This is a genomic window from Stenotrophomonas sp. YJH_SMC_27 (assembly GCF_059369815.1).
The window spans coordinates 100,994-118,031 of sequence record NZ_JCAFTA010000001.1 but is presented as its reverse complement, the minus strand read 5'-3'; the positions used below and the strand labels follow the sequence as shown (position 1 = coordinate 118,031).

Here is a 17,038-nt window from a genome sequence, read left to right as displayed (position 1 = left end):
ATAATGGGCCGATGACCACCCGACTCAACAAACATATCGCCGACACCGGCTTCTGCTCCCGCCGCGAGGCCGATCGCCTGATCGCCGCGCGCCGCGTTACCGTCAACGGCCATCCGGCCGGTACCGGCGCGGTGGTAGGCGAGGAAGACCAGGTGCTGGTCGACGGCCAGCCGCTGCGCGCCCGCGTGGCACGCAAGCCCGGCGCCCGCCGCCACGTCTACATCGCACTGAACAAGCCGGTAGGCGTCACCTGCACGACCGAAACTTCGGTCAAGGGCAACATCGTCGACTTCGTCGGCCACGAACAGCGCATCTTCCCGATCGGCCGCCTGGACAAGGACTCCGAAGGCCTGATCCTGATGACCAGCAATGGCGATATCGTCAACCAGATCCTGCGTGCCGAGAACGGCCACCAGAAGGAATACCTGGTGGCGGTGAACAAGCCGGTCACCGATGAGTTCCTGCGCGGCATGGCGCGCGGCGTGCGCATCCACGACCAGATGACGCTGCCGTGCAAGACCTCGCGCATCGCCAAGTTCGGTTTCCGCATCACCCTGCAGCAGGGCCTGAACCGGCAGATCCGCCTGATGGCTGCCGAGTTCGGCTATCGCGTGACCCAGCTGCGCCGCGTGCGCATCGACAACATCAAGATCGGCGCGCTGAAGCCGGGCCAGTGGCGCAACCTGACCGAGCAGGAGCTGCAGGGCCTGCTGCCGAAGCAGCTGGACTGGTAACGCGCGGTAGTGCCGGCCGCTGGCCGGCTACTCCAGGCATCGAATGCGCGCGGGATGCCGGCCAGCGGCCGGCACTACCCGTTGTGCGGATTACGTGCCGGCATCAGCTAGACTTTGCAGTGACCTGCCGGAAGTGACGCTGCATGATCAAGCCCGACAAGCCTGCCAACGAGGCCCTCCGGCTCGAGGCGCTGTACCGCTACCGGATCCTTGATTCGCAGCGCGAGAAGTCATTCGACGACCTGGTGGCGATCGCCAAGGCGGTCTGCGGTACCTCGATGGCGGCGGTGACCCTGATTGACGTCGAAAGGCAATGGTTCAAGTCGATCCAGGGCATCGATGCGGCGGAAAACCTGCGCAGCGAATCGATGTGTGGCCACGCCATCCTGCAGCCGCACGAAATCATGGTGGTCGAGGATGCGTTGCAGGACATCCGCTTCCACGACAACCCGGTGGTGACCGGCGACCCGCACATCCGCTTCTACGCCGGTGCGCCGCTGATCAGTTCCGATGGCCTGCCGCTGGGTACGCTGTGCGTGTTCGATGCACAGCCGCAGCACCTGCCAAGCGACAAGGCCGAGGCGCTGGCCGCGCTGTCGCGGCAGGTGATGCTGGTGATGGAGCTGCGCCGTTTCGCGCTCGACATCCGGAACCACATGCTGGAACGCGATGATTACGAGCGCCTGCTGTCGGAGTACCACGACGTGCTGCTGGCGCAGAACGCCGACCTGGCCGAGCAGAGCCGCACCGATGCGCTGACCGGCCTGCCGAACCGCCGCGCGATGGCGGCGGCGCTGGACGAGGCAGTGGCGGTGACCGGGGATCAGCCCGATGTGGCCTGCGTCGCGCTGCTGGACATCGACCACTTCAAGCACATCAACGATTTCCAGGGCCACGCCACCGGCGACCGGGTGCTGGCCGAGCTGGGCACGCTGCTGCGCTCGCACTTCGCCGGCCGTGGCATGGCCGCGCGCTATGGCGGCGAGGAGTTCGTGGCGGTGATGCCGGCGACCGACCTGCAAACCGCCGAACTTCAGTGCGAGTTCCTGCGCCTGGCCGTTGCTGATCTGCCGCTGGGGTTCCCGGTCACGATCAGTATTGGAGTGGCCCAGCACCAGCCCGGTGAAAGCGTGGATGAGACGCTGGCACGTGCCGACAAGGCGCTGTACCGGGCCAAGGGAAAAGGCCGCAACCGGGTGGAACGGGCGGACTGAAACACGGCGGTTCGCGCGTTGAACGCATGCGACGCGTGGATGATTCGATGCCGCTCCAGTAGATCCACGCCATGCGTGGATGCTCTTCCCGTTTCACTTGGCGTCGCAGCTCCTGCGATCAGAACCGGCCAGCATGACGCCCTGTTTCCCCGGACGCCGCCCATGCTGCAGACCCTGGCCATCGCCCACTATCGTTCGCTGCACGGGCTCGTACTGCCGCTGCAGCAGTTGAATGTGGTGACCGGTGACAACGGCAGTGGCAAGTCCAGCCTGTACCGTGCCCTGCGCCTGCTGGCCGAGACCGCGCAGGGCGGCGTCGCGGCGGTGCTGGCCCGCGAAGGCGGGCTGGGCTCGGCGCTGTGGGCGGGTCCGGAAAAAATGGACCGTCGGGTTGCTGCCGGCGAAATCCCCCTGCAGGGCGGCCCACGCCAGGAATCGGTGGGATTGAAGTTGGGCTTCGCCACTGACGAATTCGGCTACGCCATCGATCTGGGCTACCCGCCGCCCAGTCGATCGGCCTTCGCACTGGACCCGCAGATCAAGGCCGAGGCGATCTGGGCCGGCCCGTTCCTGCGCAGCGCCAACCTGCTGGTTGATCGCCGTGGGGCAATGGTTCGGCAACGTCATGCGCGCGGTTGGGATCTGGTGGATGACCGGTTGTCGCTGTTCGACAGCCTGTTCACCCAGGTCGGCGATCCGCAGCGCCTGCCGGAAACCATCGCCCTGCGCGAGTACATCCGTCGCTGGCGCTTCTACGACCATTTCCGCAGCGACGCCGATGCACCGGCGCGGCAGCCGGCGATGGCCACGCGCACGCCGGTGCTGCATCACGACGGCCGGGATCTGGCGGCAGCCTGGGTGACCATTATCGAGATCGGAGACCCGGTCGCGTTGGCACGCAGCGTCGGCGATGCGTTCCCCGGTGCCACGGTCGGCTTCGAGGAGCTGGACGGTCGACTGGCCCTGCGCTTCCACCAGCCGGGGTTGCTGCGGCCGTTGTCGATGGCCGAACTGTCCGACGGTACGCTGCGCTTCCTGCTGCTGGCTGCTGCGCTGCACACGCCGCGTCCACCGCCGCTGCTCGTGCTCAACGAGCCGGAGACCAGCCTGCATCCGGACCTGCTGCCGGCGCTGGCGCGGCTGATCATCGCAGCCAGTTCGCGCAGCCAGGTATGGGTGGTGTCACACGCCAGCCGCCTGATCGCGGCGCTGGAACAGGCGCCAGGGTGCCATTCGCTGCATCTGTACAAGGAACAGGGCCGCACGCTGTTGAGCGGGCAGGGCCTGCTGGATGCGCCGGCCTGGCATTGGCCGCAGCGTTGATACGGGCGTCCACGCCATGCGTGGACGCATTCAATCGGCTATGTTGCGCGCCTCGGCCGTGCCAAGAATCTCCGGATGCTGCACCGGCTTGCGGCGGTTCAGCAGCGGATGCAGGAACACCGCGCCGACGATGATCGCCACGCCCAGGTAGAACCACGGGGTGACCTCGTGCTGCTCGCGCAGCAGCACCACCGCCAGCACCACCGCATAGACCGGCTCCAGGTTGGTCACCAGCTGCACCGTGTAGGCGCTCAGGTGGCGCAGTGCGACCAGGGCCAGGGCAAACGGCAGCAGCGTGCAGAACCCGGCCAGCACCAGCAGCAGGATGCCGTCGTGCAGGTCCGGGACCACCCACAACGGGCTGGCCAGCGCAGGCAGCAGGTAGGGCATCAGCGGCGCCAGCAGGGTCAGGGTGAGGGTGCCCGCACCCAGCTCCAGCGCGGTGACCGTGAGCGGATCGGCGTGGCTGACCATGCGCTTGTTGAGCGAGCCGAACACCGCCACCAGCAGCGCTGAGATCGCGCCGATCAACACACCCAGGCGCATGCCATCGGGCACGCCACCGACCACCAGCGCAACACCCGGCAGCACCGCCAGGCCGAACGCCAGCTCACGCAGCTGGAACGGCCGCTTGGCCACCCACGGTTCGATGATCGAGGTGAACACCGGCGCCAGTGCGATGCAGGTGGCAGCCACCGAGGCATTGGCCAGCTTCACCGCGCCATAGAAGGTCAGCCAATGCAGGGCGACCAGCGCGCCAATGCCGGCGTAGCCGGCGACCAGCCGCAGGGGCAGGGTGCGCAACCCGCGCCAGACCCGTGGCAGCAGGGCCAGCATCGCCGTCACCAGCAGCATGCGCCACCACACCAGCGGCAGTGCGGGCAGGGTGATCAGCTTGCCGAGGATGGCGGTGATGCCCCACAGCAGGACACAGAAGTGGATCTGCCACAGCGCTTTGCGGGTGTCGGGTGTGCTCATCGGCCTATTGTGAGGCAATCGCGCGGCCGTCGGCGATGACTGTGGCATGCTCGCGGCATCGACCCAGAGAACCGAGCCATGGCAGCCGATTGCTCCCTTCTGCGCGGATGGGCCGCACTGACTGCCCTGATGGCGGCAGCCTCGCTGCTGTTGCAGTACCTGTTGCTGGTGCAGGGGCCGGGGGCGGCGGCCGGGATCGGCGTGGCGACGCTGCGTTTCTTCGGCTATTTCACCATTCTCAGCAACCTGGCTGTCTGCGTCGGATGTGGGTGGCTGGTCCTTGGCAGAGTGCTCAAGCCGGCGGTGGCGGCGAGCCTGGCGCTGTGCATCGGTGTGACCGCGTGCGTCTACGTGCTTGCATTGCAGGGGCTGTGGCAACCGACCGGGCTGCAATGGTGGGTCGATGCGGGCCTGCACTATGTCGTGCCTGCCCTGTTCCTGCTGGGGTGGCTGCTGCTGTTGCCGCACGGTGAGCTGCGCTGGCGCGCGCTGGGCGGCGTGCTGCTGGTACCGCTGGCCTACCTTGGCTGGGCGATGCTGGTCGCTGCAATGACCGGACAGGCGCCGTATCCATTCCTCGAACTGCAACGCCTGGGCCTGGCGGCCTTCCTGCTCAACGTGCTGCGCGTTGCGGGCGTGTTCGTGGTGGGCTGGACCCTGCTGTGGGGGCTGGACCGCTGGCGCCGTCGATGAGGCGCTGCAGGGCCATCGCTGCCGCCGGGTTGCGGGCCTTGCCGGCACCGATGCACAGCAGGTAGACCTCGCGCGGGGTTTCCGGGGCGTGCCCGGCCAGACAGGGCAGGTCGTCCACCGGCTCGCCGCGTGACCAGCGTCGCGCGCGTTCAGCCCAGCGCTGCTGCACGGGCGCAGGCAGGCCCTCTTTCAAGCGGGCCTGGCTGCGCTTGATCCGCGCGTAGACGAAGCCCGAACTGACGTCGCCGTGCAGCGGCGCCTCGTCGCTGTCCTCGATCACCAGTGCCACGCCGTGGCGGCGCGCGGCGGCGACCAGTGCGGGGCCATGTGCTGCGGCATTGCGGACCTCCAGCGCATGCTGCAGCGGCACCCCTTCCAGCTGCTTCGGCAGCTGCGCCATCAGCGCGTCCAGTGCATCGGCGTCGGCCGGGTGGCGTGGATCGAACTGCCACAACAACGGGCCAAGCCGGTCACCGAGCGCGATCGCTGCCTGCAGGAAGGGCGCGGCTGCCTCCACCGTGCTGGACAGGTCGCGGCGCTGCACCAGGTAGCGTGGTGCCTTCATCGCAAAGCGGAAGCCTTCCGGCGTCTGCGCGGCCCACTGCGCACACTGTGCGGCGGTGGGCGTGCGGTAGAAGGTGCCGTTGATTTCGATGCAGCGCAGGGCGCGGCTGGCATGGGCCAGCTCTTCACGCTGCGGCAGGCCCACGGGGTAGAAAACGCCGCCGCGCCATTCGGGAAACACCCAGCCACCGATGCCGCAGCGGATCTCCGCCTGCCGGGCGGTCGCGGTCACTGGCCGTGGTCCGTGCGCCACGGGTCGTAGCTGCCGAACCACCACAGATAGCCTTCCGGGTCGGCGCAGGCATAGCCACGGCCGCCGTAGTCCTGGTCGGCGATGTCGATGACGATGCGGGCACCGGCGGCCTTGGCCCGGGCGTAGTGCGCGTCGGCATCGGTGACGATCACGCAGGCACTCTGCGTCTGGCGGCCGCCGACCTCATCAGGCAACGCCGCATGCTCGCTCCACGCGCTCTGGTTGCTGGCCGAGCCCAGCATGATCATGCCGGTGCCGAAGGTCAGCTGCGCATGGAACACCGTGTCGCCGTCGGCATACACGGCCTGGGCATGGAAGCCGAAGGCGCGCTGCAGCCAGTCGATGGCGCCCTGCGCGTCGCGATAGCGCAGGCACGGAATGATGGTGGAGCCGTTGCTCGGTTGGCCGTTTCCGCCCATGACACCCCTCCAATGGCACAGGGCAGGGTGCGCCGCAGACCGTTACCATCCCGCGAAACCCCGGTGACGGCCTGCACATGGCCGCTACCCCTGTTCGGAGATCGTGCTGGATGAAACCCTGGATTGGAGGAGCCGTGCTGCTGGCGTGCACGACCATGGCGAGCGCTGCCACCCCGGCGCAGCTGCAGGAGCTGGATGCGACCGTCGAGCGCGTGCGCGCGCAGTTCGACGTGCCCGGTATTGCGGTGGCGGTGGTCAAGGATGGCGAGGTGGTGCTGGAGCGCGGCTGGGGCGTGCGCGAGCAGGGCAAGCCGGAACCGGTGCAGGCCGATACGCTGTTTGCCATTGCGTCCAACACCAAGGCGTTCACCGCCACTTCGCTGAACCTGCTGGCCGAGGACGGCAAGCTGAAGATGGATGACAAGGTGATCGACCACCTGCCGTCGTTCCGCATGTCCGATCCGTTCGTGACCGGGCAGATGACGATCCGCGACCTGCTGTCGCACCGCAGCGGGCTGAGCCTGGGTGCCGGCGACCTGCTGTTCTGGCCGGCCACCTCCTACAGCAATGCCGAAGTAGTCGAACGGCTGGGCAGGGTGCCGCTGAAGGGCGGTTTCCGCGAGAGCTACGCGTACGACAACATCCTGTACGCGGTTGCCCAGCAGGTGATCGAGCATGTCTCGGGCATGAGTTACCAGCAGTTCCTGCAGACGCGCATCTTCGACAAGGTGGGCATGACCGGCACGCGCTACAACGCCGATCACCTGAAGCCGGGCGACAAGGCCGCGGTCGGCCACGCCAAGTACGATTTCAAGGACCTGCGCACCGTTGCGCCGCTGACCTGGTCGAACAATGCCGGCGCCGGCGGCATCTATTCCAGCGCGCACGACATGGCGCGCTGGATGCAGGTGCAGCTGGCCGAAGGCAAGCTGGCCGACGGCACGCCGTTGTTCAGCGAGAAGAGCCAGCAGCAGATGTGGCGGATGATCACGCCGCAGTCGATCCCGGCGCCGAGCGTGCCGGAGCTGGCACCTGCGCGGGCCAACTTCGCCGGCTATGGCGAAGGCTGGAGCCTGAGCGACTACCGTGGGCAGAAGCTGGTCTGGCATACCGGTGGCTGGCCGGGCATGGTTTCGCGGCTGACCCTGGTACCGGGCGAGAAACTGGGCGTGGTGGTGCTGACCAATCAGGAAGTGGGCGCGGCGTTCAATGCGATCACCCTGAGCGTGCTCGATGCCTACCTGGGCGGTGAAAAGCATGACTGGGTGGACGCCTATGCCAAGGCCGTGGCCAAGGGACAGGACAAGGCCGACGAGGCCTGGGCCAAGCACCAGAGCGCACGCGACAAGGGCAGCAGGCCATCGCTGGCGCTGGCCGGCTACACCGGCAGCTTCCGTGACCGCTGGTATGGCGACATGCAGATCAGCGCCGAAGGCAAGGGCCTGCGCCTGCGCTTCGCGAAGACCGCGCAGCTGAGCGGGCGCCTGGAGCACTGGCAGCACGACACCTTCATCGTGCGCTGGGACGACCGTTCGCTCAACGCCGACGCGTTCGTGAACTTCAGCCTGGACCCGGATGGCAAGGTGCGCGAGGTGCGCATGCAGCCGATTTCCGACCTGACCGATTTCAGTTTCGATTTCCAGGACCTGCTGTTCACCCCGGTCAAAGAATGAGGGTAGTGCCGGCCGCTGGCCGGCAACCTCATGATCTCTGGAAACGTAGCGAGGTTGCCGGCCAGCGGCCGGCACGACCGCAGCCGCAGCGATCGTCGGCCGGCGTACACATGCGGCGTGGGATACTCCGCCGGCTAAGATGGCGAGGGAATGCGATGTTCCGTTGGTTTGAATCCCTGATTCCGGTGTTCCCGCCCGTGGATGGGCGCATGCCACCGCGCAAGGTGCTGCCGTTCTACCTGCACTACCTGCGCCCGGTGTGGCCGGTGCTGCTGGCCACGCTGATCGCCGGCCTGCTCCTGGCGCTGGTGGAAGTGGCCATGTTCGATTACCTGGGCCGCATCGTCGACATGGTCGCCGAGCAACCCGGTGCCGATTTCTTCAAGCGCCATGCCAATGAACTGGGCTGGATGCTGTTCATCACGGTCATCGCGCGGCCGATCCTGGTCGGCCTGCACAACCTGCTGGTCAACCAGGCCATCGTGCCCGGCCTGAGCAACCGCTCGCGCTGGCTGATGCACAACTACGTGGTTCGGCAGAGCCTGAGCTTCTTCCAGAACGACTTCGCCGGCAGCGTTGCCAACCGGGTGATGCAGACCGGTACCTCGCTGCGCGAGTCAGCGGTGCAGATGGTCGACTCGCTCTGGTACATCGTGGTCTATACCGGCACCGCGCTGTACCTGTTCGCGCAGGCCGACTGGCGGCTGATGGTGCCGCTGATCCTGTGGCTGCTGGCCTACGTGGTGATCATGGTCTACTTCGTGCCGCGCGCGAAGGAGCGGGCCTGGATCGCCTCGGAAGCACGTTCGAAGGCAATGGGCCGCATCGTCGACGGCTACACCAACATTCCCACGCTGAAACTGTTCGCCCATGGCGGGCGCGAGCAGGCCTACGTGGCCGAGTCGATCCAGGAGCTGGCAGTCAAGCACCGCGCGCAGACCCGGGTGACCACCGGCATGGACCTGACCATCGCCATCGTCAACGGTTTCCTGATTGCCGGTACCTGTGGCCTGGCCCTGTGGCTGTGGAATGGCGGCCACATCACTGTCGGCGCGATCACGCTCGCGACCGGCCTGGTGATCCGCATCCACAACATGTCCGGCTGGATCATGTGGACCATCAACGGCATCTTCGAGGACATCGGTACGGTACAGGATGGCATCACCACCATTGCCCAGCCGCTGACCGTGCAGGACCGCGAGGACGCGGTGCCGTTGCAGGTGACCCGCGGTGGCGTGCACTTCCAGGACATCCACTTCCACTACGGCAAGAAGGGCGGCGTGATCGCAGGCCTCGACCTGGTGGTGAAGCCGGGCGAGAAGATCGGCCTGGTGGGTCCTTCCGGTGCCGGCAAGTCGACCCTGGTCAACGTGCTGCTGCGCCTGTACGACCTGGAAAGCGGCCGCATCCTGATCGACGACCAGGACATTGCCTACGTCACTCAGGAAAGCCTGCGCCAGCAGATCGGCGTGGTCACCCAGGATACCTCGCTCCTGCATCGCTCGATCCGCGACAACCTGCTGTACGGCCGGCCGGACGCGACCGATGAGCAGTTGCGCGCTGCGGTGGCCAAAGCACGTGCCGAGGCCTTCATCGATACGCTGGTGGACGGGCAGGGGCGTCGTGGCTACGACGCGCATGTCGGCGAGCGCGGCGTGAAGCTTTCCGGCGGCCAGCGCCAACGCATCGCCATTGCCCGCGTGCTGCTGAAGGACGCACCGATCCTGGTGCTGGACGAAGCAACCTCGGCACTGGACTCGGAAGTGGAAGCGGCGATCCAGGACAGCCTGGATGAGCTGATGGGCGGCAAGACGGTGATCGCGATCGCGCACCGGCTGTCGACCATCGCGCGCATGGACCGGCTGGTGGTGATGGACCAGGGCCGCATCGTCGAGACCGGCACCCATGCCGAGCTGATTGCTGCCGGTGGCCTGTATGCGCGCTTGTGGGCGCGGCAGACCGGTGGCTTTGTGGCTGCCGATCAGTGACTTCGATGTGACCGCGTTGCAAGGTGCCAAGTTACATCGTCACCCGTCCGGATGATTTGAGGTTTCACTTGCTCCGATGTTTGGAGGTCGCGGCTGATCGCCAAAGAACACCCTGGCATCGGGGATGTATCCCTCGTCCACGAGTACCGCGGCCATGCCTTTTGAATGCAGAAGATCATCCAAGGGCAGAGTGGTGAAAACCGTACTGTGCCGCGAAGTAGTTGAGCGGAGCACTGCAACCCAGTGAGTTCGTCTCTGGATATCAAGGTCAATATTCATCGTAGTGGCGATCGCGTCGTTGGTCAGACGAGCCCAGCACCGGGAGGGCGATGGAGGGGCATGCAGGAGCGCGCCCGATTCAATATCTCCCTCTGCCCACGCATGACCTAGCTCATCTAGGTTATCGAGCCAGGGCCGCAGGCTTGATGTGGCATCCGAGAAGCATTTGCGGTCTTTCACGGAGTCAATGTGAAAATTCTGGATAGTTTCCCTGGCGCCTCTCACCAGCATCGGGAAGCGGGCGTTGATCATCGGGATCCCATGATCGCGGGCCATGCGGTCAATGGCTCGAGAAAGTGGCTCACCGGCTCGGGCTCCACTGAATTGCAGTGCAGCATCATGAATTTTCCAAGCCGCGTACATTGGGCGCATCCTCTCAATACTCGCGTCATGCAGGCCATAGAGAATCTTGAGATCGCTCAATCGCGTGTACTCTTCTTCGGTGAGCTCGTCACGAAGCGTTCTTCTACCTGAAAGGAACTTGAGCTTGCGGATGGCGGGCCACAGAATGAGGCTGCGAAATACCCCGCCATCGTGCTCCACGGTCACGCCCGGAGGGCTCAGAATTGCATCAGACGTCGAGATTGCTGCTTCAACGCTGCGAGTATCGATGGATAGGCTCTTTCTTAGTGGTTGAATCGTGCCCAGTACAAGCAGCGTTGAAGAGCCTTTTCTGAACTGCCAGATGCGCGGGCCGGGGGCTGAGTGGACCGCGTGGATCGCAGGAAGATGAGTTGCATCGGCATTCTCTTGATCCGTTGCGTATCCATTGATGGGCGCCATCGCCATCAGGGCGATGGCCGCCAAGGTAATGGAAGGATAATGAAATTGATCCATGTTCAATCCAGGCATGCCGTATAACGCGTGTGTGGCTTGGTTCGCGGGTCATTGGAGAACATGTGCCAAGCTTCATCGATTGTTTCGGGGTGGAACATCGGGAACTTGGAGGATTTCATGAAGTGTTGCCTGATGTAATGCCAATAGATGGCCTGAGGTCCGATTGCACGCTCAAGGAAACGATAGACTTCAGCCATCGTCCAGTAGTCAGCTACTTCAGATGGAAGCGATGCTCGCGTCTGTATAGGCTCGATGGCATCTCCGAAAGTAATAGTTGCTCGAAGATCCCGGTCAACGACGGAGATGGCTGACAATATGCAACTTCCGGTTTTGCGCGCCATTGCGGCGGTTCCCAGCATGATGTCCAAGGGGCGCCCCAAAAATGGAATGCAATAGGCTTCTTCGCGAAAGCGGTGGACATCGGGCATCATGATGACTGCAGCTCTATTTTTCAGTGCGCGAAGCGCTATGCCTATCCCTCTGGCATTCGAGTGGATGATGCTCGCGCGGCATCCGGCGTGATTGAAGAGCCGGTGGTACAGGTCGTCGAACAATTCGTTGCCTGCATGGTTCTTTGGGTCGCCATAGAAGATGTAGATGTCACGCAGATGGCGAATGTGCTCCATCAGACGGACCGCAGACAGGATATAGTGGCCGTGATGCGGCAGTGCGATCACAACTCCCCTGTCGGCAGGGAGCTTTCCATCGATTGAGGAGTAGTCGGAACGGTCGATGCAGTGGACCGCCTCCAACAGTGACGGGCGGCAAAGGTCAGCCAACTGGGAGCTGATGGAGGCTTTCGATTGATACCAGCTGTAGTAGGAATCCATATCGAGTCCGCTGACTTCGCATGCGGAGAGGATGGCTTTCCTTTCCCTATCGGAAAGGGTCAATCCAAGCTGTTGCTCTGTCTGGACGCTGTGCCGAAAGGTGGCCTCCGGGGCAGGCTGACGACTCTCATGTGCTTGACTTTCGTGCATCCTGGACCTCCTTTGCTGGCTGCGATGCGCGGTAGAGGTTCTTGAGTTGTCCATGGAGCCAATCGAAATGCTTGGGATTGAAGTCAGGATGCTTCCAGTACATGTGCATCAGAGCTGAGTGAAAGACACGCTGACGGAATCTGCTCTCGGCTAGCCGTGTAGCAGGCCATCGCTTTGTCTGAACTGGTTGCGCGAGCCAGTCTCCTCCAAGCTTCTGGTTGGAATCCAGATGGTTCGAAATAGTGCGCAGAACGGAAGTGATGGGTGAGCAGGGTGGCAATTTGATCGTGTCATCGCATGTGCCTGTCATGATTTGAAATTCGTGGATGCTGTTGAGGACTCCTTCCACCAGAGGCAGGTAGCGCTGCTGCCCGTGGTGGGACGTCAAGACAGGAGCGTCAAGGCTGGATGTAAGCTGGTCACTGAACACGATAATGGTGTGAATTCCCGCATCACCCTCCAGTTTGCGAAGCGCGTCGGATGGCGTTGTCGAGTAAGCGGGATCTGTGCCAATTATCTCGGTGATCAATCCCCTTCTGCGGAGTTCGATAGCGCGATTAATATTGGATCGAGTCGTCGCGGCAATGATTGCGGTCGATGATGATGTGTCGTTTGGTAAGGGGAATGTTCCATCGCATCGCATGCGGCTTTGTTCTGGGCTTTGTGCTATTCGGCTCATGCCGTCATGACCGCGAGTCATCGTGATTCTGATCCTGTTTGATAGTGTTGATGGCACGCATCCACGCCGCGTGCCATCAACGGAGTCTGTCAGCGCTCTTCGTAATTGTTCGATCCGCAGCAGTCACTGCTGAATGCGGCTACTTTGATTTCGTCCGCCTCGGTTTCAAACACTGCGTCGAGGGATCTTGCATTTGCGCTGGATGATTTCATCCATGCGGCGACGGCGTTTGGATCTGAAATGGTTGCGGATGCGTGCATGACGTAATTCCTTTTATAGGTGTGTGTTGATGACCAGGGCACATCCCTTGGTCGGCATCAAGAATGCGCCGTCCGTATGGCTACTTGCTGTCAGTGGTAGCGGGTTCGTTGCGTAGGACTTCTCTTTTAATTTCTGCATCAGTCTCGTAGTCGAGCAAGCTGCTCTGCGCGTTGTGTCCGTGGCTTGTTCTGATGCCTGGAGCTTCTCTTGAATGTCGGGGCCGGGGATGTAGCGCAGGGCGGCGTCGAGATCCTGGATCGGTTCGGCGCTCGCGTGTATCAATCAGACGAGGACGTGACTCAGGGAGCATCCTCGAGTGGGAGGCGATCACTGGATATTTCACGACTGGATGCGTTTGCATCGCGTGTCGGGGAGGTCATGGGTTGACGGTGCTACCATCCCCATTCGGTAGCTCGGAGAACGGTCTGTTCACCGTTTGACATTGCCGTGCCGACCGTTGATCAGCAGACATGGGCTCGAGACTCTATCTGCACTATAGGAGCAGTGATGCAGGTTCAATCGTGCTCAAAGACTCGGATGCACTTCCGTATCTTTCGTTGCCTATCGCTGGTGACGAGCCTTGTGACCGCTGTTCCAGCCATGGCGGACAATGGCGAGGTGAGCGGAACACGTGAGGGCTCACTTGAGCAGGTCATCCTGCTCAGCCGCCACAACCTGCGCGCGCCGGTGGTGGCGTCGGGCGCGCTGGCCAATGCCACTCCGGAGCGCTGGCCAGGCTGGGACGTGGGCGCAGGCGAGCTCACCACCAAAGGCGGCGTGCTGGAGGTCTATATGGGCCGTTACATGGGCCAGTGGCTGCGTCAGGCGCAGCTGTTGCCGGCTTCGGGTTACCCGCAGTTGGCTGACTTCCACGCCCATGCCAACAGCCTTCAGCGCACCCAGGCCACCACGCAGTTCTTCGTTGCCGGTGCCTTCCCGGGCTGTCATGTCGCGGTCGAGCAGCGCATGGCGCTGGGCACGATGGATCCGATGTTCAATCCGGTGATCCACAACAGAGACACGGTCTTCCGCGAGCGCGCTATGTCGGCAATGCAGCGAGCGCTGGCCGCATCGGAACTGGCACCGGCACTGTCCGTGGTGGAGCAGATCACCCGCTACCCGCAGTCGGCGGCCTGTGCGGGGCACAGCGAGTGCCATCTGATGCTGGCCGACACGATCTTCAATGCGGAACCGGGCAAGGAACCACGCGCGTCCGGTTCGCTGGCCCTGGCCAGCGGGTTGGTCGATGCCTTGTTGATGGAGCACTACCAGGGCAGTGGCATCCCCCGCGAAGGCTGGGGCCGGTTGACCACCGAGACGCAATGGCAGGCGCTGGCGCAGATCCGCAACCGCTACCAGGACATCCTGTTCGGAACGCCCGAAGTGGCGCGCGATGTGGCCGCCCCGCTGCTGGCAAGAGTGAATGCGTTGTTCGAGGACCCGGCATCGCCAAAGGTGAGCCTGCTGGTCGGCCACGATTCCAACATTGGTTCGGTGCTGGTGGCGTTGGGAATCACGGACTACAGCCTGCCGGGGCAGTACGAGAAGACGCCGATCGGCGGCCTGCTGCAGTTCGAGCGCTGGCGTGATCGTGGGGCCGGTGAAGTGCGTTACCGGTTGGTGTATGTCTATCCCACGCGCGAGCAGCTACGTGGTGCGATCCCGTTGACCGACGCACAGCCGCCGGGCCGGGTGGAGCTGATGCTGCCGGGCTGCGCGCAGTCGGGTTGCAGTGAAGCGCAGTTCAACAACCTGTTGCATTCACCTTGAATCCGGGATGGATGGCGGCGTCGCAGTGTGATGAGACGGAAGCAGCTTCGCGCCCCTTATGCTCGGATTCGAGTAGTCTCCAGCAATCAACCAAGCGATCCCGGTGAATCATGAACATCACGGACTTTCTTGTAATGGACGGTGATGGAGATGAAATATGGGCCGACCCCCATGGCAGCAACATTGCCTTTACGTGTTTTGATTGTGGATATCCGGTGGTGGCTGATGCCTCGGAGAACCAACGTGGGAGCGATGAGGATTGTCCCGCTGCCTGCCGCGGGTGTGGTGTGGAGTACTTCCTCGATTTGAGACTGGACTCGAGGAAGCTGTATATCCACATCGTCTGATTGAGTGGCGGCAGAAGCGGTGCGAACCAAGGTTCGCACCCACCAGGATGGCAGTTCGCAATCGCCAGAACAGAAAACGGCCCGGGTTTTTCCCCGGGCCGTTATCATTCAGCTCACACCGGCGCGATCACTCGATCGGCTGGTCCAGCATCAGCTGGCGTGCGAAACGCACCGGCGGTGCGCCGTAGGACAGTACCTGGTCGTGGTACGCCTTCAGGTTGAACTTGTCGCCCAGCTTCTCCTGCACCGCCTTGCGGGTGTCGAAGTGTTCCTGCGCACCGACGAAGTAGGTCGGCAGCTGCGCCGAGGTCAGCTGCGCGCGCACCCACTTGCCGGCCGCTTCGCTTTCCTGCTGGAACGCGTCGTGGGTCATCAGGTGCATCGCCTTCTCGCGATCCCAGTTGTCCACGTGCACGCCCTGGTCGAGGATCGCGTTGGAGATCGTGCGCAGGTAGAACTTCAGCTGCACCAGGTGGAACAGCGGGTCGTTGTTGAGGTAACCCTGCTCCTGCATCATGCGCTCGGTGTAGACCGCCCAGCCTTCGGCGAACAGGCCCGAACGCAGCACCGCACGCAGGGTGGAAGGGAACTTGGCCGAATGCCAGCCCTCCAGGTAATGGCCCGGGGTGCCTTCGTGGATGCTCAGCAGGTGGATCATGCGCGAGTTGTACTCACGCAGGAACGAGTCGACCTGCTTGTCGTTCCAGTCGTCCGGAATCGGCGACACGGCGTAGAAGGTCTTCAGGTTCTTGTCCAGCGGACCCGGCGAATCGCAGTAGGCCACGGCCACGCCACGTTGGAATTCCGGCATCAGGATGATGTCCACCGGCGCATCGGGCAGCGTCATCAGGTCGTGCTCGCGCACGAATGCGGTGGACTGCTCCAGCGCGGCCTTGGCATCGTCGACGACCTTGTCGCGTGCCGGCTTGTCGGCGTAGGCCAGTTCCAGCGCAGCTTCGATCGCCTTCTGCTGCTGCTCGTCGGTCGGCTGGGCCGGCATCTCCGGCGCACCCGGCTTGTCCTTCAGCACGGTCTGCGCGATGCCGTACATGTCCTCGCGCACACGCTTGAGTTCGGCGCGCGCACGGTCACCGATCTCCTGGCGCGACAGCGAGGAGCTGAGCGCGAACTTCAGCTTCTGGTCGTACTTTTCCGCACCGATGCGGAAGTCGCCCTTGGCGTTCGGCACCAGGGTCTTGTCCAGCCAGGTCTGCTGCTCGTCCACCGCCTTCTTCAGGCCGTCGATGGCCGCTTGCAGACGCTGCTGGTCGGCCTGCGGCAGTTCACCGATGTGCGGGGTGATGAAGGTATCGACGATGCTGAGGATGCCCTTGTTCTGCTTGGCCACCGTCTCGGCGTGGATCTTCGGCACGCGCGCCGGATCCAGGTTCTCGCGGGCCTGGGCGAAGATCGCCGGCAGCTTTTCCATGCGCGCGGTGGCCGACTTCAGGCGCTCCGGCAGTGGCGCGAACTCGCGCGCCATCAGGCCGTAGATCGCGCTGCCGGCGATGCCGTTGTACAGCTGCGGGTCCCACTTGCCGGACTGCAGCACTTCGGCGTTCCAGATTTCCGACTGCAGCTGGTTGCGCAGGATCGCCGCGTCCACCTGGTTCTCGCGGCCCAGCTTGGCCACGTCGATCTTGTCCAGCTCGCCCAGCAGCGCCTTGTAGGCGGCCACGGTCTTCTGCTGGCCGGCGGCACTGAGGTCGTCCAGTTCGCTGTCGTAGCGGTGGTCACCGATCTGGGTGGCGCTGACCGGCGACAGCTGCATCCAGGTATCCAGCGCGCGCTTGGAGAGATCGGCGAAGGCGGCATCGACCGCCGCATCACCGGCCTGCTGGCTGGCGACCGGGGTGGAAGCGTTGGTCGGGGCGTCGGCCGGCTGGCAACCGGCCAGCGCAGCGACCAGGGCGAGGGCAAGAAGATGCGGGCGCATCGGCATTCCTGTACGGGGTCAAACCCTGAGCATAGGGCCCCGTCGCTGCTTTGTCCCCGTGCCATAGGATTACCATGGGCGGATTCAAGGACCCTCCAAAGGAGCGCAGG

15 protein-coding genes are annotated in these 17,038 nt (G+C 63.8%); 7 read left to right on the top strand and 8 right to left on the bottom strand.

Features of this window, described 5'->3' with window-relative positions; translation table 11 throughout:
• Window positions 1-11 precede the first annotated feature (11 nt).
• From AC5P7R_RS00535 to AC5P7R_RS00525, 3 genes are all read left to right on the top strand, one after another.
• A complete protein-coding gene (locus AC5P7R_RS00535; RefSeq protein ID WP_019659152.1) occupies window positions 12-734 on the top strand; it encodes a pseudouridine synthase in 723 nt (240 codons plus the stop codon).
• Window positions 735-877: 143 nt separating this feature from the next.
• Window positions 878-1,948, top strand: a complete 1,071-nt coding sequence (locus tag AC5P7R_RS00530; RefSeq protein ID WP_021203647.1) for a sensor domain-containing diguanylate cyclase — start codon at window positions 878-880, stop codon at window positions 1,946-1,948.
• 162 nt (window positions 1,949-2,110) lie between these two features.
• Window positions 2,111-3,271 (top strand): AAA family ATPase, encoded by a 1,161-nt coding sequence (locus AC5P7R_RS00525; protein ID WP_111101998.1) that lies wholly within the window; start codon window positions 2,111-2,113, stop codon window positions 3,269-3,271.
• Between the two features lie 30 nt (window positions 3,272-3,301).
• On the opposite strand, the gene AC5P7R_RS00520 is transcribed toward AC5P7R_RS00525, so the two are convergent.
• A complete protein-coding gene (locus tag AC5P7R_RS00520; RefSeq protein WP_010486385.1) occupies window positions 3,302-4,249 on the bottom strand; it encodes a DMT family transporter in 948 nt (315 codons plus the stop codon).
• 78 nt (window positions 4,250-4,327) lie between these two features.
• On the opposite strand from AC5P7R_RS00520, the gene AC5P7R_RS00515 reads away from it, so the two are divergent.
• A complete protein-coding gene (locus AC5P7R_RS00515) occupies window positions 4,328-4,942 on the top strand; it encodes a Pr6Pr family membrane protein (protein WP_180832690.1) in 615 nt (204 codons plus the stop codon).
• On the opposite strand, the gene AC5P7R_RS00510 is transcribed toward AC5P7R_RS00515, so the two are convergent.
• On the bottom strand, window positions 4,863-5,738 hold the full coding sequence (locus tag AC5P7R_RS00510; protein ID WP_021203650.1) for a DUF72 domain-containing protein: 876 nt from the start codon (window positions 5,736-5,738) through the stop codon (window positions 4,863-4,865). The genes AC5P7R_RS00515 and AC5P7R_RS00510 overlap by 80 nt on opposite strands.
• Entirely contained in the window at window positions 5,735-6,178 is a 444-nt protein-coding gene (locus AC5P7R_RS00505; protein ID WP_180832689.1) for a VOC family protein, read from the bottom strand. Before AC5P7R_RS00505 ends, AC5P7R_RS00510 begins: the two co-directional genes overlap by 4 nt.
• A gap of 110 nt (window positions 6,179-6,288) precedes the next feature.
• Between AC5P7R_RS00505 and AC5P7R_RS00500 the strand changes: the two genes are divergently transcribed.
• Both AC5P7R_RS00500 and smrA read left to right on the top strand, forming a co-directional pair.
• Complete coding sequence (locus tag AC5P7R_RS00500) at window positions 6,289-7,851, top strand: serine hydrolase (protein ID WP_021203652.1); 1,563 nt, start codon at window positions 6,289-6,291, stop codon at window positions 7,849-7,851.
• A 155-nt stretch (window positions 7,852-8,006) separates the two neighbouring features.
• Window positions 8,007-9,839, top strand: coding sequence for a multidrug efflux ABC transporter SmrA (gene smrA / locus AC5P7R_RS00495; RefSeq protein ID WP_111102003.1), 1,833 nt, complete (start codon window positions 8,007-8,009; stop codon window positions 9,837-9,839).
• A 39-nt stretch (window positions 9,840-9,878) separates the two neighbouring features.
• Here the strand turns inward: smrA and AC5P7R_RS00490 are convergent, their stop codons facing one another.
• The 4 genes from AC5P7R_RS00490 to AC5P7R_RS00475 form a co-directional block, all read right to left on the bottom strand.
• Entirely contained in the window at window positions 9,879-10,955 is a 1,077-nt protein-coding gene (locus AC5P7R_RS00490; protein WP_288038001.1) for a TraB/GumN family protein, read from the bottom strand.
• A gap of 2 nt (window positions 10,956-10,957) precedes the next feature.
• On the bottom strand, window positions 10,958-11,935 hold the full coding sequence (locus tag AC5P7R_RS00485) for an LpxL/LpxP family acyltransferase (RefSeq protein WP_478436294.1): 978 nt from the start codon (window positions 11,933-11,935) through the stop codon (window positions 10,958-10,960).
• The gene (locus AC5P7R_RS00480) at window positions 11,913-12,635 is read right to left on the bottom strand and encodes a hypothetical protein (protein ID WP_478436295.1); all 723 of its coding nucleotides are present in this window, start codon (window positions 12,633-12,635) and stop codon (window positions 11,913-11,915) included. Before AC5P7R_RS00480 ends, AC5P7R_RS00485 begins: the two co-directional genes overlap by 23 nt.
• Before the next feature lie 68 nt (window positions 12,636-12,703).
• Entirely contained in the window at window positions 12,704-12,874 is a 171-nt protein-coding gene (locus AC5P7R_RS00475; protein WP_157999904.1) for a hypothetical protein, read from the bottom strand.
• 601 nt (window positions 12,875-13,475) lie between these two features.
• On the opposite strand from AC5P7R_RS00475, the gene agp reads away from it, so the two are divergent.
• Window positions 13,476-14,645, top strand: coding sequence for a bifunctional glucose-1-phosphatase/inositol phosphatase (gene agp, locus AC5P7R_RS00470; RefSeq protein ID WP_478436550.1), 1,170 nt, complete (start codon window positions 13,476-13,478; stop codon window positions 14,643-14,645).
• A gap of 474 nt (window positions 14,646-15,119) precedes the next feature.
• Here the strand turns inward: agp and AC5P7R_RS00465 are convergent, their stop codons facing one another.
• Window positions 15,120-16,928 carry a DUF885 domain-containing protein gene (locus AC5P7R_RS00465; protein WP_134729416.1) on the bottom strand — a complete coding sequence of 603 codons (1,809 nt, stop codon included), beginning with the start codon at window positions 16,926-16,928 and terminating at the stop codon, window positions 15,120-15,122.
• Between the last annotated feature and the right edge of the window lie 110 nt (window positions 16,929-17,038).

Coding starts and splice junctions, on each gene's coding strand:
- AC5P7R_RS00535 (WP_019659152.1), top strand. CDS start 12: ATGACCACCCGACTCAACAAACATATCGCCGACACCGGCTTCTGCTCC.
- AC5P7R_RS00530 (WP_021203647.1), top strand. CDS start 878: ATGATCAAGCCCGACAAGCCTGCCAACGAGGCCCTCCGGCTCGAGGCG.
- AC5P7R_RS00525 (WP_111101998.1), top strand. CDS start 2,111: ATGCTGCAGACCCTGGCCATCGCCCACTATCGTTCGCTGCACGGGCTC.
- AC5P7R_RS00520 (WP_010486385.1), bottom strand. CDS start 4,249: ATGAGCACACCCGACACCCGCAAAGCGCTGTGGCAGATCCACTTCTGT.
- AC5P7R_RS00515 (WP_180832690.1), top strand. CDS start 4,328: ATGGCAGCCGATTGCTCCCTTCTGCGCGGATGGGCCGCACTGACTGCC.
- AC5P7R_RS00505 (WP_180832689.1), bottom strand. CDS start 6,178: ATGGGCGGAAACGGCCAACCGAGCAACGGCTCCACCATCATTCCGTGC.
- AC5P7R_RS00500 (WP_021203652.1), top strand. CDS start 6,289: ATGAAACCCTGGATTGGAGGAGCCGTGCTGCTGGCGTGCACGACCATG.
- smrA (WP_111102003.1), top strand. CDS start 8,007: ATGTTCCGTTGGTTTGAATCCCTGATTCCGGTGTTCCCGCCCGTGGAT.
- AC5P7R_RS00490 (WP_288038001.1), bottom strand. CDS start 10,955: ATGGATCAATTTCATTATCCTTCCATTACCTTGGCGGCCATCGCCCTG.
- AC5P7R_RS00485 (WP_478436294.1), bottom strand. CDS start 11,935: ATGCACGAAAGTCAAGCACATGAGAGTCGTCAGCCTGCCCCGGAGGCC.
- AC5P7R_RS00480 (WP_478436295.1), bottom strand. CDS start 12,635: ATGACTCGCGGTCATGACGGCATGAGCCGAATAGCACAAAGCCCAGAA.
- AC5P7R_RS00475 (WP_157999904.1), bottom strand. CDS start 12,874: ATGCACGCATCCGCAACCATTTCAGATCCAAACGCCGTCGCCGCATGG.
- agp (WP_478436550.1), top strand. CDS start 13,476: ATGGCGGACAATGGCGAGGTGAGCGGAACACGTGAGGGCTCACTTGAG.
- AC5P7R_RS00465 (WP_134729416.1), bottom strand. CDS start 16,928: ATGCGCCCGCATCTTCTTGCCCTCGCCCTGGTCGCTGCGCTGGCCGGT.